General features: G+C 65.7%; 16 protein-coding genes and 3 pseudogenes. 6 read left to right on the top strand and 13 right to left on the bottom strand.

Features of this window, described 5'->3' with window-relative positions; all coding sequences use genetic code 11:
- The first annotated feature begins 200 nt into the window (after positions 1–200).
- The 3 genes from ACGFJ2_RS03135 (at position 201) to ACGFJ2_RS03125 (ending at position 3,351) form a co-directional block, all read left to right on the top strand.
- The gene (locus ACGFJ2_RS03135; protein WP_393464094.1) at positions 201–1,004 is read left to right on the top strand and encodes an LLM class F420-dependent oxidoreductase; all 804 of its coding nucleotides are present in this window, start codon (positions 201–203) and stop codon (positions 1,002–1,004) included.
- A 39-nt stretch (positions 1,005–1,043) separates the two neighbouring features.
- The gene (locus ACGFJ2_RS03130) at positions 1,044–1,664 is read left to right on the top strand and encodes a hypothetical protein (RefSeq protein WP_393464091.1); all 621 of its coding nucleotides are present in this window, start codon (positions 1,044–1,046) and stop codon (positions 1,662–1,664) included.
- 697 nt (positions 1,665–2,361) lie between these two features.
- Positions 2,362–3,351 (top strand): XRE family transcriptional regulator, encoded by a 990-nt coding sequence (locus tag ACGFJ2_RS03125; protein WP_393464088.1) that lies wholly within the window; start codon positions 2,362–2,364, stop codon positions 3,349–3,351.
- Positions 3,352–3,390: 39 nt separating this feature from the next.
- On the opposite strand, the gene ACGFJ2_RS03120 is transcribed toward ACGFJ2_RS03125, so the two are convergent.
- The 6 genes and pseudogenes from ACGFJ2_RS03120 to ACGFJ2_RS03095 form a co-directional block, all read right to left on the bottom strand.
- Positions 3,391–3,570, bottom strand: coding sequence for a helix-turn-helix domain-containing protein (locus ACGFJ2_RS03120; RefSeq protein WP_393465282.1), 180 nt, complete (start codon positions 3,568–3,570; stop codon positions 3,391–3,393).
- A gap of 276 nt (positions 3,571–3,846) precedes the next feature.
- Positions 3,847–4,074, bottom strand: a pseudogene (locus ACGFJ2_RS03115) (type II toxin-antitoxin system RelE/ParE family toxin); the annotation flags it as partial.
- Positions 4,075–4,325: 251 nt separating this feature from the next.
- Positions 4,326–4,508: a hypothetical protein gene (locus ACGFJ2_RS03110; protein WP_393464085.1), complete on the bottom strand. Its 183-nt coding sequence runs from the start codon at positions 4,506–4,508 to the stop codon at positions 4,326–4,328.
- A 99-nt stretch (positions 4,509–4,607) separates the two neighbouring features.
- Positions 4,608–5,003 carry a hypothetical protein gene (locus ACGFJ2_RS03105; RefSeq protein WP_393464083.1) on the bottom strand — a complete coding sequence of 132 codons (396 nt, stop codon included), beginning with the start codon at positions 5,001–5,003 and terminating at the stop codon, positions 4,608–4,610.
- Positions 5,004–5,059: 56 nt separating this feature from the next.
- A complete protein-coding gene (locus tag ACGFJ2_RS03100; RefSeq protein WP_393464080.1) occupies positions 5,060–5,392 on the bottom strand; it encodes a hypothetical protein in 333 nt (110 codons plus the stop codon).
- Positions 5,389–5,844: a hypothetical protein gene (locus ACGFJ2_RS03095; RefSeq protein WP_393464077.1), complete on the bottom strand. Its 456-nt coding sequence runs from the start codon at positions 5,842–5,844 to the stop codon at positions 5,389–5,391. Before ACGFJ2_RS03095 ends, ACGFJ2_RS03100 begins: the two co-directional genes overlap by 4 nt.
- Positions 5,845–6,184: 340 nt before the next feature.
- Here ACGFJ2_RS03095 and ACGFJ2_RS03090 point away from each other — a divergent pair, with 340 nt between their 5' ends.
- From ACGFJ2_RS03090 to ACGFJ2_RS03080, 3 genes are read left to right on the top strand one after another with little or no spacing between them, the layout of a single operon-like run.
- Positions 6,185–7,459: a helix-turn-helix domain-containing protein gene (locus ACGFJ2_RS03090; protein WP_393464074.1), complete on the top strand. Its 1,275-nt coding sequence runs from the start codon at positions 6,185–6,187 to the stop codon at positions 7,457–7,459.
- Positions 7,446–7,979 carry an NUDIX domain-containing protein gene (locus tag ACGFJ2_RS03085; RefSeq protein WP_393464071.1) on the top strand — a complete coding sequence of 178 codons (534 nt, stop codon included), beginning with the start codon at positions 7,446–7,448 and terminating at the stop codon, positions 7,977–7,979. The genes ACGFJ2_RS03090 and ACGFJ2_RS03085 overlap by 14 nt, the downstream gene beginning before the upstream one ends.
- A 1-nt stretch (position 7,980) precedes the next feature.
- Positions 7,981–8,661, top strand: a complete 681-nt coding sequence (locus ACGFJ2_RS03080; RefSeq protein WP_393464068.1) for a transposase — start codon at positions 7,981–7,983, stop codon at positions 8,659–8,661.
- A 181-nt stretch (positions 8,662–8,842) separates the two neighbouring features.
- Here ACGFJ2_RS03080 and ACGFJ2_RS03075 read toward each other — a convergent pair whose 3' ends face one another.
- The 7 genes and pseudogenes from ACGFJ2_RS03075 to ACGFJ2_RS03045 all read right to left on the bottom strand — a co-directional run bounded on the left by ACGFJ2_RS03075 (position 8,843) and on the right by ACGFJ2_RS03045 (position 15,425).
- Entirely contained in the window at positions 8,843–9,343 is a 501-nt protein-coding gene (locus tag ACGFJ2_RS03075) for a hypothetical protein (protein WP_393464065.1), read from the bottom strand.
- A 55-nt stretch (positions 9,344–9,398) separates the two neighbouring features.
- The gene (locus ACGFJ2_RS03070; protein ID WP_393464062.1) at positions 9,399–10,943 is read right to left on the bottom strand and encodes a DNA/RNA non-specific endonuclease; all 1,545 of its coding nucleotides are present in this window, start codon (positions 10,941–10,943) and stop codon (positions 9,399–9,401) included.
- 234 nt (positions 10,944–11,177) lie between these two features.
- A pseudogene (locus ACGFJ2_RS03065) lies at positions 11,178–11,270 on the bottom strand (hypothetical protein); the annotation flags it as partial.
- Between the two features lie 143 nt (positions 11,271–11,413).
- A pseudogene (locus tag ACGFJ2_RS03060) lies at positions 11,414–12,814 on the bottom strand (hypothetical protein); the annotation flags it as partial.
- A gap of 84 nt (positions 12,815–12,898) precedes the next feature.
- A complete protein-coding gene (locus ACGFJ2_RS03055) occupies positions 12,899–13,783 on the bottom strand; it encodes a calcium-binding protein (protein WP_358175911.1) in 885 nt (294 codons plus the stop codon).
- 319 nt (positions 13,784–14,102) lie between these two features.
- On the bottom strand, positions 14,103–14,975 hold the full coding sequence (locus ACGFJ2_RS03050) for a hypothetical protein (RefSeq protein ID WP_393464059.1): 873 nt from the start codon (positions 14,973–14,975) through the stop codon (positions 14,103–14,105).
- A gap of 114 nt (positions 14,976–15,089) precedes the next feature.
- Positions 15,090–15,425: a hypothetical protein gene (locus tag ACGFJ2_RS03045; protein WP_393464056.1), complete on the bottom strand. Its 336-nt coding sequence runs from the start codon at positions 15,423–15,425 to the stop codon at positions 15,090–15,092.
- Positions 15,426–15,576: the final 151 nt, after the last annotated feature.

Raw genomic sequence — 15,576 nt, 5'->3', positions numbered from 1 at the left:
GGATTCCATGCGAGATCGTCGCTGGTGGACCAACCTCGGCCCCCGTAACGTTTCCCAATATGTCCCCCACCCCACCCTCCACTGACCCCTCCGTGAGACCTCCCACCGGCCCCTCCGTGGGACCTTCCACCGGACCTTCCGTGGGACCCTCCCCCACAGCTTCCGTGGGACCCGCCACCGGGCCCTCCATCGGCCTTCATATGCCGAACGGCTTCGCAGCCGCCGATCGCCAGGGCGCCGCCCGGGTGGCAAGGCTGGCCGAAAGCCTGGGCTACGAGTCGCTGTGGACCGCCGACCACATCGTCCTCCCCAGCCCCCGACCCGACTCCGCCCCCCTCGAACCGGACGCGCCGCTCCTGGACGCCGTGGTCTCGCTGGCCTTCCTGGCCGCCCACACCGAGCGCATCCTGCTGGCCACCGGCTGCGTCGTACTCCCCCAGCGCGACCCGCTGATCCTGGCCAAGCAGCTGGCCAGCGTGGACGTCCTCAGCGGCGGCCGCCTGATCTTCGGCCTGGGCGCCGGCTACCTGGAGCCCGAACTCCGCGCTTTGGGCGTCCCCATGTCCGACCGCGGCTCCCGCCTGGAGGAGTACCTGGCGGCCATCCGCTCCCTCTGGCAGGACGAGAAGCCCGCCTTCGACGGCCGGCACGTCTCCTTCAAGGACGTGGACGCCCACCCCCGCCCCCTGCAGCGCCCAGTCCCTGTCGTCATCGGCGGCCACACCCCGGCCGCCCACCGCCGAGCCGCCACGCTGGCCGACGGCTGGTACGGCTGGATGCTGGGCCTACGCGCCACAGCCGCCCAACTGGAGTCGCTGAGAGCCGTGTCGACGAAGCCCCTGCACATCTCAGTCACCCCCGCCCGCCGCCTCGATGCCGCCACCGTGAGGTCGTACGCGGACCTGGGCGTGGACCGCCTCATCGTGGCCACCCCACCGGGCCTGTCCTTGCCCGAGCTGGAATCTTTCATCCAACGAAACGCCCCAGCCGAATTCCTCACATAAGTCCCGAACCTTTCCCCACTCCCCGGCATCCAACTCCGCATGAACATAAAGAAGATCACCTTGCTGACCGGCAGCGCCCTGGTTACCGCCCTGCTGCTCCCGCCGGCGGCGGCCCTAGCCGGCCCGTCCATCCCGAAGAACTTCCTCCTGTACGAAAAGGAGGCCCGCAAGGACACCAAGCACGAGCACTGGCTCCTCTCCCAGAACGACAACCTGATCGAGGTGGAGAACATCCAGTGCTCGGGCGCCAAGCTGAAAAAGGACTGGATCGCCCGCCGCGACCTCACCTATGACCCGCACATGGGCGGCGGTGAGAAGACCAGCGCCGAACGCGGCGAACAGGTCTTCCTCTTCGCGAAGGCAAGCGCCGCCGAGAAATTGATGACCGAGTTCCGCACCCGCCTGACCAAGTGCGGCAAACTTGTCAAGGTAATCGACCCGAAAATCGGCGACGACTCGGTAGGCGCCTCGAGGGCCACCAAGTCGACGAAGTCCAATCCCGTACCTCAGACCCAGCAGTTCATCGCGGTCCGCAAGGGCGCGGCCATAGCCATTTATTGGGACCTGCACAACGACACCCCGGCCATCAGGACCCTGGCCAAGCACCAGTCGGACGCGACGAAGATGGCCGCGAAACTCTGCCGCATCGGCGGCTGCTGAGCCCCGCCCGTTACCCATTTGGGTGGTTAACCAGCTGATGCCCACCCCGGGCACAACGGGCTTCGCTTCATCAGCGCTCCGCGCTTTCGGGGCTCAGGCGCTTCTTCCAGTCGAGCCAACGGCTCGACCCCTGTAGGGCCTCGCGTTGCTCGGACTGCCTTCCTCAGGCGCGCCTTCGGCGCGCAACTCCCCATGGCTGGCTCTTCGAGAGAGTGGGCAGTTTATTGTGGCTGCTCACGCAGTTTGCTGAGTCGGCCGCCTTTCCATACGCCGCGACTCCGGTCCTTTGCTTCCAGCAGGCCCGCCGAGCCGATCATGTCTCTCAGATCATCACGGCGGGGCCTGACCATAGCCGAGTAAGGCCCGGCGTCCTTGGCCATGGCTCTTGCTTGCATCGACGGTGGTGTTTCAGGAGCCCTTCCCAGACCGGCCGGGCGCCATTCGGCATCACGATCTGGCTCCGTCCCACCCTAATCGCCAGTGGCGATCACGGTCGGCGAGCTGGCCTTGATGCGGCGCAGGCGCAGCAGGGTCCTGCCGTAGATGTAGGAGGGTTGCCGCGCGTGGCGGTCGAGACGCACCAGCCGGACCGTCCCTGTGGCACCAAGAGCCAACAAGCCGAGCGCTTCGGTCAGCAGTGCGGCAGCCCGTTCGGACTCAGCGGTGATGCCGCACGCTCCCCGGCCGGAGTGGTCAGTTGTTCGGCACCGTCATCAAGCCGGTCCCCGCCCTCGCCCTTCCGTCGCTGGCGCCCGACCCTGACCTGTACGAGCGCATCACCCGCGCCATCAAGAACCCGCCACGGGTCGATCTGGAAACAGTGCGATGGCTGGAACACTGCCTGGCCGAACACCGCCGCGTCGAGGACACCATCGGCAGCCGTCCGCTGCTACCACTCGTCCACGCTCAGTTGTCCACCGTGGCAGACCTCGCGAGAGGCGCCAGAGGACCGCTGGCGGACCGCGCGGTCGCCGTCCTCGCCCAGTACGCCCAGTTCATCGCATGGATGTGCCAGGACTCCCGTGACCATCCCGCCGCACTGGCCTGGTACGACCGCTCCCACGCCTGGGCCCTCGAAGCCGGAGACGCCTGCCTCGCTTCAACCACCCTGAACATGCGCGCCCACCAGGCATGGAGCCTCGGCGACGCACATCGCTGCGTACGCCTCGCCGAGGCCTCCCGCTGGCAGGACGGCCGGACAACGCACGGTGTGCGAGGCATGGCTGCCCAGATGGCCGGCAGGGGACACGCCCAGATGGGTGAGGCGAACCAGGCACGCACCAGACTCGCCGAAGCCGAAGACCTCATCAGAACCGCGGCCGAACACCCCGACGACGAGCCGCCCTGGATGTACTTCTACGGCGAGGGCTGTTTCCTCATGCAGTGCGGCATGGCCGAACTGGAACTCGGCGACGGCCGCCGCGCCACCGACTACATCGAACGCGGGCTATCGACCCTGCCCGAGTCTTATCGGCGCGATCGAGCATGGTTCGGGGCCTGCCTGACGCGAGCCCACATCATGCAGGGCGATGCCGAGGCCGCAACCGCCATCGCCTTGAACGTGATTCCGGATGCTGTAGCAGTCAACGCCTACGCCGTAGCCGAGTTCCGACGTGCCGCGCACGAACTGGCGGAGGCAAGCGCGTCCGGTGGACAGGCGATCAAAGACTCGCTTCTCGCCACATAGCGTGGGATACGTCGGCTAAGCGGTGCCTGCTTGGACTACTCAGGCCGCGTTGGTGCGGTGTCCGGAGAAGCTCACCCGGGTGTCGTCGTTGTCGAGGGCGATGTTAAGGGTGGCGTCAAGGGCCTCGGCCAGCTTGGCGAGAAGCGGCAGCGTGGGAACGGTGTCAGAGCCTTCGATCCGGGAGACCTTCGCCTGGGTGAGGCCCGCGCGGTCGGCCAATTCCAGCCTGAGTGAGCCCGAGTTCGGTGCGCCGATCGTACACCGCCTTCGCCAGGGCCATGGACAGCCGGATCTCGCGACGAGCCTCGGCCACGTCCTCCGGCTCGGTGAAACCCGCGGCGAGCTTGCGTTCGCGCAAGGTCTTCCAACGGCTGTGACCCATTGCTCCACCTCTCTTTCCTCAATGGCGCGGATGAACTCCTCGTGTGCTGGACCGTGTTCGGCCTCGCAGACCTTCTGAGCGAGCTTGGCGCGCCTGACTTCGGCGTCCTCCCGCATTCTCGTCTTGCGGAAGACGGTTAGCAGGACCGCGGTGCGGTTCGGCGTAAGCCAGTACGTAATGCGTATGGCAGCACCGTCGAGGGTGGGCCGCAGCTCCCGAACTCCGTCGCCCAGCTCATCTGGCGGAAGCAAGCCCTGGTTCCCAGACAACCGTGCCTCTCCCCGCAGCGGTCGGGCCCTCTGATCACCGGGCCTCGCCCCGCAGGATCTGCTCGAAGACATGCCTGGCGATCGAGGTCAACGTCCACGGGGTTTCGCGGACGGTTTGCTCCGTACGGTCGGTACGGCGGACGAAACTCTGACCAGCGGCGGCGCACAGTTCGTACGTCGTTTCACGGCATTCACAGGTGTGGGAGATCACCCGGATGCGTGACGCCCGGGGGGTGGGTTAATGCCAGGTCAGCTTGACGTGCTCCGGCGTGGGTGGCGCGACATGCGGGCCGTGAAAGTCAGCAAGCTCGTCGGCCGTCATGTCAGCGGGTCCTTCCCTCGAAGACCTCGACGAGGTTCTTGAGAGCGAGAGTCACACGGGTCATGACCAGGTCGTGGATGTGATCGCCGCCTGGCGGCAGCCGGTAACCGTGCTTCTCGAGGACGGCTTGGATCTCGGCCGTCAGGCGGGGTTCGAATCGTAGGTCCGTAACGGGGTTGGCCATAGGTCGGGCCTCCGGCATCCGATCAGGGTTCGCGGGCAAACTCAAGATCTCGGCGGCGTTGAGCGCACCATTACGGTCGTGTCGGGGTAGGTGCGGTATCTAACCGGCACGTTGGTCCCCTGGCGCGATCTCGGCCCAAATGACTTTTCCACCGCATGGGACGGGATAGCTGTTCCAGCGGCGGGCCAGGGCACCCACAGCGGCGATGTGCAGGTCGAGTGGCAGTGCGTCGGGTGCTGTGGGGTCGGTGTCCCACACGTCGATGATCAGTGCGTCGGCACGGCGGTGTACCCGGATGCTGACCACGGCGAGGGTTGTGGGGTCGATGTCGCTGTACCGGAGGTTCGCGTTGGGATGGCCGGTGCTCTCAACCGCGCGGGCGATCAGATGCGCGGCGACCTGCTCGGCGACATGTTCGAGGTACGGCAGGCCCCACAGCCGGGCGGCGATCCTCGCAACTTGTCCGCCGATGGTGATGGCGGTGTGCAGCGCCAACAAAGTGACCTCCGAGGCTGGGCCTACGGTGGGCGGCAGTGGCGTGAACCGGCCGCTCACGACACCCCCAGATCCCCGGCAGGAAACACCAGCGGTTCGGCTTGTCGAAGGTCGTGAGCGAGGGTGGGTTGCACGATGCACATGGAGCGCGTGGACCAACGCCGCCAGCGCCGAGCCCGCAGGCATGCGGGGCGGCATAGCCGACACCGGCCGCGCGTGTCGACGCGGTGCGGCCCATTGACCGCCAGCAGCGCCCAGGTAAGGCGCAACAGCCATCGTTCGGCAATGGCCTGCTCAACGATGATCGCGGGCGCCTCCGCCGCGATCACCTGACTCAGCAGTTGTTCCAGCTTCCAGCCGTGGACCGCATGCAAGCTCGGTGTGGTCATGGTGCGGTCCCGTCGTCCATGATGACCACCTCGCACCGGGTCTCTACCTCGATCAGCATGCGCATGCCTCGGTAGATGCCGTCGAACTCCGACAAGTGCCCTGGGGTGGGGATCACCACGGCGGTGATGTCCGGGCTGCGTAGTGCGTGGAGGAGGGCCCCGAACGCGGACCGGCGGAACGGGTGGCGGTCGGTGTAGATACCGACCAGGTCCAGCCCGGACCGGGTCGCGAACGCCCACAAATGGACTGTGACCTGGTCACGGTCAGCGGCGTTGGTGACGGGCCGAAGCCGCACGTACCCCACCGCCAACCGTTGCGTTGTGGGCAGGAGGGCAGATCCGAGCAGCGTTCCCGGCTGCGCGACCGGACCGGCCCTGACAATGGGGCGGCTGTCCCCCGCCGTGATCCCCTTGCGGGTCGCCGGCTCCGATGGTTCCAGGTGTGTGGCCACTGTGCCTCCGTACTCGTCGGTGAAGGTGCTCCCACAGTGACCAGCAGCCCACGCAGGGGCCATGATCGATGGCGCATACCGGCATGTGCCCGGCGCATATCTAGCTTCAGACAGTGAGCACGCGGTTACATTCGATGTGCAGGGATTCGCGGATCCGATGTGGCGGTGATCCCAAATGGCGGACACGAATGCTCGACGCTGTCGCGCATGTGGCACAACAAGGCTTGCGCGGGACAACACAAGCGGCCTGTGCGCGGCATGCACGACCGGCACGCGTGACACCACCGGTGTTCCCGATGGGCCGCCGAGGGTTTCGCCGGAGTTTTGGGATCACCCCGATATGCGGGCGGCGCTGGGCCGGTGGCATATGGGGCGGGTGATCGCGGCCTACCGGGCCCACCCGTACCACGGCCGCCCGCTACGACAGGAAACCGTGGCGGCGTGGGTGGGCATCACACAGCCCCAGCTCTCCCGGATCGAGAACGGCCCCACCATGGTCGACTTGGGCAAGCTGACTCAGTGGGCGCGGCTGCTCGACATCCCGGCGAAGCTGTTGTGGTTTCAGGTGCCCGAGCAGCGCGCCCTCCGCCCGGCGCATGTCCCCACTCCGGCACCGGCTGCGGTGGTGGAGGTACAGCCTGGTGAGGGGCCGGCCGGTGATGACATGGCGGCTATGCAGGGATGGCGGGTCATGGACGCCCAAATCGGGGGCGCGTATCTGTACGGCACCGTCACGGCGTACCTGCGTGACCAGGTGGCCCCCCGGTTGTTCGGCGGGGCTGGTGGCGCTGATGGTGTGGCAGTGTTCACCTCCGCCGCCGCGCTCACCGAAATGGCTGGGTGGATGGCGCATGAGGCCGGGCGCGATGAGGACGCCCGGCGGCACTTTCACCGGGCCTGGGATCTGTCCACGGTTGGGCGAGACCGGCATCTCGGCGTTCACGTGCTGAACAGCATCGCGCACCTGGCCCACCACCAGGCCCGCCCCGATGAGGCGATCAGCGTGGCTCAGGCGGCGGCGCGGGCATTGGCCGCCGGGCCACGTAACCCCGAACTTCAGGCGAAGCTATTGGCCACGCGGGCCCGATGCCATGCCAGCCTCGGCCAATCGCGGGAGGCGCGGGGGCTGCTGCACGACGCTGAGGTAGCCCTTCAGAGCACCCATGATGAAGCCCCGTCGCCGTGGGTGTCCTCCTTCGATCAGGGAGCGCTGGCCTGCGATGCCGCACGCTGCATGCGGCAGCTCGGCGACCTCCCCGCAGCCCAACGTCACGCCGAGCGCGTCCTGGAGCTTCGCCCCGCCGGTCGTATCCGCTCCCGCGCGTTCGGGAATCTCACCCGAGCCAGCGCCCTTATCGGACAGGGGGAGTTGGACCGGGCGTGCGCTGTCGCCAACGACGTGATCGCCTCCACCCAGGCGCTCGGCTCATACCTGGTCGTCCAGCAACTTCGTGAACTTCGCACTCTAATGAAACCCCACACCGCCCCCATCGCGCGCACCGTCGTTGAGTCTCTGACCGAGGCATTGCGGCAGCGCGTCTGGTGGTATCAATGGCTCACCGACACCCACCCCCGGCCTTACACACCAAAGGCACACCACCATGACCGATCCTGACCTCCGACCGCTGTATGAGCGTGACCCCGCCGTATGGCACGAGCACCTCGCCGAAGGCAACGCCCGTCAGGCGCGTAAACGGGTGGCGGCTGACGCGCTGATCCGCGACCGCTATGGCCGCGTCCTGCTGGTCGACCCCACGTACAAACCGGACTGGGACACCCCCGGCGGCATGGCTGAAGCCAACGAACCACCCATAGACGCGCTACGCCGCGAACTCGCCGAAGAACTCGACCTTCAGCTCCCCGAACGTATGACGCTGGTATGTGTCGACTGGGTAGCCCCGCACGGCCCGTGGGACGACCTATTGACATTCATTTTCGACGCCGGAACCCTCACGTCAGATGAAATCACCACGCTACGCATCACCGACGCCGAACTGGCAGCGTTCGATTTCTGCACCTCCGACCAAGCACAGAAACGGCTCCGCCCTTACGTCTGGGCGCGCCTGGCCGCCGCCATCACCGCCGCCGACACTGGCACCGTTGCCTATCTGCACAACGGCCGCCCCACCCCATAGGGTGTGTCCAGTTAACCGTACAGTCCTGTATCTGGTCGGCTGGACCATCACCGACGTCGATGAGCAGGCCATCGCCCGCCTGCCCGCTACCGCCTGGGCAGACCCACTCGATCAGGACGGCGGCCTCCAGCAGGGCTATCACGTGGCGGAGCTAACCGGCCTGAACCAGCGCGCCGACTGGCCGGACGGCATGCGACTGCTGGTACGCCGGGTGCGCCCCTCAGCCCGCCATCGCAAGAACCTCACCGCGTTCGAGACTCGGACCGGATGGAAGTACTCGATCATCGCGACCAACATCGGCCGCATGTGGGGCATCGCCGGCTCCCACCATCCGCAGTGGCTGGACGCTCTGGCCCGCGCGCACGCGGTGGTCGAGGACCGGGTGCGCGCCGGTAAGGCGATGGGCCTGCGCAACCAGGACTGGACCGTCAACCAATGCTGGATACTGGCCGCCAACCTCGGCCACGACCTGGACTGCTGGGTACGCCTGCTGACCCTGCACGATCAAGACGACTTGGAGTGCGCCGAACCGGACACCATGCGCTACCGGCTCTACCACCTGCCCGCCCGCCTGAGCACCCATGCCCGCCATCGCTACCTGCGGATCGACCGCACCTGGCCCTGGGCCCAGACCTTCGTCCTGGCCTGGCAGCGCCTCATCGACCTGCCCGCCCTCGCCTGAGGGCCGGACCCCATCTCAACAATTCAGAAAGGAGCCTCGTCCGGGACCGTGGAACACGGCGCCACCATTCGTTATGCGAGCCGCCCTTGGCTGATGCGATGTTGCGATGGGATCGACACAACACTCAATGATCCATCTGCCGCGACCTAGGAAAAGCATATAAATGCTCATGCGCATACGGCTACATGGAATCCTGCCCCGGTAGGTTGTCATCGAAGGTACGGTCCAAATTTCCCTTATTGTTTATGAGAGGACAGCGAAGTCGCCCCCGATTTGCTTGAGTCAGAAAATCTAGAATGCCGCCGCTATGTCTCCACATGAACACTCCATCCGAGGAGACTAGTACTTTCCACGAATCGGGATCACCGTCGGCCTCCCACAGGCATAGTTGCCCATTTTGCGTGGAACCCCATGGAATAATTCCGCCAGGGTCAGGATAGTGGGAGAAATAACGACTTTCGATGACGCTCCCGTCGTCGTCAACTACTTCTTGCGCTTCGTCGTCATCCGGCGCCACGTCGTGCAAGAGGCCCAGAATACCGTCACGCATCGATTCATCTGGGTAATCACCCGGATTTGGTACGAACAGACCCAGGAACGCATCGAACGTCAGACTGGCGTACCGATCCATTAGCTCCTTATAGTCGCTTGGAAGCCGCAGACCAAGATCCGCTTCAATCATACTCCAGTCATTCGCAGGCGCAGGCCTGACTGGAGGGCCAATAAGGCTCTCCAGATCAGCAAGTGTAACCATCTGTCACCGTTTTATTGAGATCGTTGTGAATGCACTCGTCGGAGACAGTTTCCCCGTCGATCGACGTTACCATTCGAAACCTGCTCGGAATTGTATTTCGGCCATCGTATTTGACCTCCACCCGGTAGTCAACCACCCCTCTTCCATTGACCTCCTGAACCGTTCTTCGTGCAGTATTTTCCACTCGCCTCATTGGCCCTCTATTGACGGTCGCTATGCAGGGGACGAGGTTATCTGGATCATCTCCAGAACCGCCTAGAAGTTTTCCAGCGACGACGTGGCATCTATCGTAAAGGTTAATTCTTGGGCGATGGGGATGGGGAGGATTATTGCTGGGCCAGTACCTTGGATCGACACTGGCGTCCTCACCTCCATCGAGATCGGTTGGTCTACAGTACCGCGCGGATCCGACAATGGGACGCCCTACTGGGTCGGTATCGTACCTTTTGAATGGTTCACAGTCAGGTTCCGGTTCGCCGCCGGGCGGGGGGTTCTCTGGTTCGGGCTCAGGGTCAGGCGTCGGTGCAGGTTCTGTCGTTGGCCGGTCTTCCGGAAGCTCGACGAAATCGGCAGAATCCAATCCCACAGGCTGCGCGATAGAATCAATTCCTACCACGATGATCAGGATCTCCTCGTCATCCTTCGCGGGATGGCCTTCGATCATGCATTTTTTACCACAGTTGTGCTTGTGTATTATCGGCCCGTATTCAAAGGCGGGGGACTTTGGACCGAGGTGCTTCGAACCGGGGTGCTTCGGATCGGGATGCTTAACGGGATTGCCGGTGGGCTTATAGCCCGTAGGCTTGACTGTCGAATTTGGTTGAGATGTGACGCTAACTTTGGTTGACTTCGGTTTCTTGACCTTCTCGGGTTTGACGCCTGAACCGCTATCGGTGTGGGGAATACGGCAGCCGTTAGAAAACTCTGCGCATTTTCCCGGGTTGCAAGTGTTAGTCCTGCCGGCACCGTCTTTGCACACGTCGTCGTCCGTGACACCTGGGTTACAAAGGATGGAGCCCGGAAAATACCTACAGACGGGATCGGGTCCGTGTCCCGAGGGGTCTGTATGGATGAGCGGGCTGGACTGTCCGTACCCGTAGCGGTTCATCCTGGCCGATGGGTTCGGTTCCAGGGTCCAGCTGTCCCGTGAGGTAAATGTGCCGGTGCTGGGCTGGTACCAGCCGGCGTGCATATTGGTTTTGCCGGTGTCCGGATCGGTGTATTCGCTCTGATAGCCCAGCCTGGGTTGGGTGCCGGTTTGGGCGGTGACTTCGCCGTAGGGGTTGTAGGCCGTGGTGCTGGCCAGGGCGGTTCCGGAGAAGGTACCGATCAGGTCGTCGTGAATGTCGGTCATGACCCCGAGGGCAGGGCCGCCGCCTTCTTGAGTGCTGACGAGGCCGCCGGAGGGGTCGCGGCCGTACTTGGCTTGGGTGGCGCCGTTCTGGTCGGTGATGGCGACGATGTCGTTGTCGAGTCCGGCGTAGGCGAAGCGTTGCTGGCCGCCGCCGGACTTTTGGCGCGTGGCCATGCGGTCGAAGGCGTCGTAGGTGTAAGCGGTGTCGCCGTCGTTGATGAGCCGGTCGAAGGCGTCAAACGTGAGGTTCCGGGTGGTGCCGTTCTTGGTCTCAGTGGCGAGGGTGCCGCGCGGGGTGTAGGTGTAGTCGGTGCCATCGCCGCTGGTCAGGCGGTTGCGCTCATCGTAAGCGTAGGTCTTGTTACCGACTTTGGTGCGGTTGCCGGACTTGTCCCATTCGTAGGCGGTGGTGGTGCCGTCGGGGCCGGTCCAGGAGGTGAGGCGGCCGGCGTGGTCATAGCCGTAGGTGTTGTTGCCGGCTCCTGCCGTCCCTGCGGTGATCTTTGAGGTGAGGTTGTCGTCTTTGTCCCACCCGTAGGTGATCTTGGCGAGTTGGCCGCCGGTGCTGTTTTTGAGGGTGTGGGTTTCGAGGCGGTCGGCGGCGTCGTAGGTATAGACCTGGGTGTTGACGGGTTGGTCGAGGTGATGGTGCTCAGCCGGTCGACCGTGTCGTAGGCGTAGGTGTTGGTGCGGCCGCTGACCCGGTCGGTGACCGTCTTGAGGTGGTTGTCGGCGTCCCAGGTGTAGGTCTTGTCACCGGCCACGATGCCGGCGCCCGAGCCGCTGACCTTGGTGACTCGGTTGAGCTGGTCGTACTGTCGGTCGAGGCGGACGCCGCCCGGCTGAATGAGGGCGGTCTCGTTGCCGGCTGCGTCGTAGGTGTGGGTCCAGGTGCGGTCGGCCAGGTCCGGGTGGGCGGTGGTGGCGGGCTCGGTCAGCGTCTCGATCAGGCCGAGGGTGTTGTAGCTGGTCCAGGTGGCGTTGCCGCGACCGTCGGTCAGGCGGGTGCGGGCGCCGGTGGCGTCGTAGCCGAAGCTGGTGGTGATCGAGTCGGTGGCCGAGACAGGCTCGACGAGCTGGGTGAGCAGGTCGGTGGCGTCGAAGGTGCGCCGGGTGATGTGGCCCTCGCCGGAGGTGATCTGGGTGAGGTTGTCGGCGGCGTCGTAACCGAATCCCTGGGACTTGACCGTCGCGCCGGCTTTGTTCAGGTATTTGAGGCTGGTCAGGCGGCCGGCCAGGTCGTAGTCGGCGGTGATGGAGTTGTCGAGCGCGTTGGATCTCTTGGCGGGCCGGCCGGCCAAGTCGTAGCTGTAAGTGTTGATGTGATTCAGCGGGTCTGTCTCGGTGAGGACCTGTCCAGCAGCGTTGACCTTGTAGTTGGTGGTCTTGTTGCCGGGCAGGGTCACCTTGGTGGGCGCGCCGGCGTCGTTGTACTCGAGCTTGGTGACGTAGGCAGCTGTGGCGGGTTTGCGTTCGATCGTGGTCTGGGTGACCTGGCGGCCGAGATCGTCGTAGGTGGCCTCGGTACGTGCCCCAGTCGGGTCGATCGCGGTCAGCATCTCGCCAAGCAGGTCGTACTCTCGAACCCATCGTCCGGCGGGCTGGCCCGGCGCGGATGGCGGGTCGGTAATACGGACGGGGTTGTCGAGCGCGTCGTATTCCAGGGTGGTGAGCTGGCCGCGCGGGTCAGTGGTCTTGATCACCCGACCGGCTGGGTCGTAGCCGTAGCTCGTCTGGGGAGTGAGCGTGCTGCCGCCGGGCGGCGTGTAGGGCGCGCCGGTCACTGAGGTCAGACGTCCGGCCCGATCGAAACCGGAGGTGGTGGTGCGGCCCTCCCCGTCGACGGCGTGGGTCTGGCGGCCCGCGCCGTCGTAGCCGAAGCGGGTGATGACGCGGCCCTGCTGGGCGGTGCCCGCCTTGTCGATCTGTGCGGGCGGCGCCTTGACTTCGACCAGTTGATTGGCGAGGTCGTAGCGCAGGTTGGTGGTGTAGGCGGTCGGGTCTGCACCCGAGGCGTTGCCTCGCCCGTCGGTCGTCTCGATCACTAGGCCGATCGCGGCCTGGCATGGCCGGGCCGGCGGCTCCGGTCTAACGGTGCCGCCGGCCGATGAGATCGTTCCCTCGACTCGCTAGAACGCGGTGATGATCTGCGTGAACTCGCAGTTGACGAAGGTGTCGGGTGGCCCCGACACGAGCCGGATATCGGATATGCAGTGATCGGTTCCGGCGCCGCCGTCAAGGGTGCCGCCGCCGTTCTTGCCGGTGAGCTGATCGGCGCCGCCCAGGCCCTGGATCTGGTCACGGCCGCCGCCACCGTCGATGACGTTCGGGCCCGCGTTGCCGATGAGCACGTCGTCGGCGGTGCCGCCCTCCAGGTTCTCGACATCCGCGGCGATGGTGTCCCGTGCCCCTTCGGGCCCGTCTTCGGGACCGCCGTCGTCGCCGGTCGCGCCGTCCAGGTCGGCCCGGATGGCGAGCCTGCCGCCTGTCTCGCCGTAGGAGACGGTGTCGGAACCGCCGCCGCCCTGCAGGACGTCGCCGCCGAATCCTCCGTCCATGGTGTCGTCGCCGGAGCCGCCGACAAGCTGGTCATTGCCGGTCTCGCCGAACAGGTGCGCGGGGATGCCGGTGGAGTTCGTGATCACGTCGTTGCCGTCCAGGCCGCGGATGCGGATGGACGGGGAGGCCCCGACCTGGCAGTGCGCTTCGTGCGGGGTCACCAGGGTGCATCCGGTGCCTGCGATGAGTGTGGCGGTGGGGTCGGTCAGTACGAAGGACCCGTTCTCGACGCGGACCGTGATCTGGTCGTCCACGCCAACGGGAGCGTCGTACCTGAGGTCCCCGAAGCCACGCACCACACCAGGTTGGCAGTCACCGTAACAGGGACGTGCCGCCATCGCGGGCTGCACGGCCACGACGGCCGGGAGAATGGCGAGCGCCGCCGCACCGCCGAGCAGCCGCATCATGCGGCGCGGAACCCGGTACGTCCGATCACGAATTCGTGTACGTGTCATCTGTCATCACAGCCCTTGGCATGGCTTGGGCGATGTTGCGACATGTGCGTGACCCTTCGTCGTAGGAGACGGCGCCTTTATTGGCATCCACCCAGTAGGCGTTCCACCGGGTTCCATCACCCGCCGCCTCGCCCAGCCCCACCGCCGACGGTTCCGCCTGCGGCCTTCACCTCGGCCTGGTCGTCGGCGGAGACCTTCGCGACCACGTTGCGGCGCGGTGAACGAGACACCTTTGGCGCAGCGGTCCGTGATCGGCGATGCGCGGGTGCGGGCCCTGGGCCCCCACCGGAACCGCACCCGGACGGGGAAACCGTGTGGATCAGCGAGTGCAGTGGACGATGCCCGCCAAGTTCCAGACGCCGAAGCCCGGCGGGGCACTGGCGGCGAAGTCGAAGGAGACAGGCGAAGAGGTCACGTTCGGCCGGAAGAACAGCAGGTGCGCCCCGAAGCCGACGCTCGAGATCGCACCGCCGGTCGCCTGGTACCCGCTCGGGCAGGTGGTCGTCACCTTCTTCTGGGCTGCGGCGTCGTTGCTCGTCTGATTCTCAACGACCAGGAAGTCGAAGAGGCGGTTCTCCCGTGCGCAGATCGCGTATGAGGCCACCTGGTAGGGGTCGGTGGGCGCGACCGAGAAATCGTCCTTCGCGGCCTCAGCGCCCACACCCGACGCGACGCCGTTCAGGTGGTTCGGCCCCATTGTCAGATCGAGCTGCCCGTGGGCGCCGATGAGCTGTCCACCCGACCCGATGACGTTCTTGCCGGGTGAGCAGTTGGCGAGCACCGAATCTGACGGCCTCGTCGTCGGCGGATTGACCTGCGTGATCACCTCGTATCCGGGCGGCGCGACGGCGCAGGAGACGAACGTCGACACTGCCCATGGTGCTGTCACCCCGATCTGGTCCACCTGGACCGTGACGACGAAGCCGGCCCCGGCCGCGTCAGAGATCGGGCGAGCCTCGGTGATGATGAGGTGTTGCCCCCCGGAGGTCTGGGCCCCACCGCCGAGCGGGACCTTGCCGGGCGAGCAGTTCACCCGCTGGGACTTGTTCACCAGGCTGAACGGCGACAGCACCGTTTTCACCTCGATCGACCCTGCCGGGATCGTCGCCGCCGCCGCAGGTTGCACCGTGAGGACCTGCGCGGCCAGAACGACCATGCCGAGCCAGATCGCTGCGTACCAGACTCGTTTCATGCACTGATGTACGGCTCTTGCCGCATTGGTTGTCATGTCCTAAAGACGTTCCGTCCCGTTCCATGACGGCCGGTCGGCAGCTTGCGGCGAGTAGACACTGCGCCGGTCAAGCATTCAGGCGCGCGCGGCGGGCACCTTTCGGCCGATCCGTGCCGCGTCCCGGACCTGTTCCAGCATGCGATGCCGTCGGGCGTCGTTCAGGGAGTCGGGAACGCCCTCCGCGTCCGGCGCAATGCGCCCGGTGATCTGCTCGCGCAGAAGCGCGTACTGGTGGACGACGTTGTAGGAGGGCTCGGCGGATCGCCCGGTCCACGTCAGCGACCGCTCGTAGCGGACGGGAACCGGAAGTTCGGTCAAGGTGCCGTCGCTTCCCCGGGCGGCGGACAGTACGCCCGTCGAGCCTCCCGGCCACGTCGTGGCCTGAACACTCAACGTGGGTTCCGTGGTCATCAAGTGGATGCCATTGCCGGGAGACATCGACGTCACCGTGGGCGGCGGCGCCTTGGGACAATCCCCGATCAGCAACCAGCCGGTCCCCTGCTCCTCAGGAGGATAGACATTGAGTTGGCAGGAATGTTCTGAACCACGCAGGGCGCCCCAA

Origin of the sequence: Nonomuraea sp. NPDC049028, assembly GCF_043197735.1 — a bacterium.
In the GTDB taxonomy this organism is placed as follows: domain Bacteria; phylum Actinomycetota; class Actinomycetes; order Streptosporangiales; family Streptosporangiaceae; genus Nonomuraea.
The sequence above is the reverse complement of the archived record's forward strand: the minus strand, read 5'-3'. Positions and strand labels throughout refer to the sequence as shown.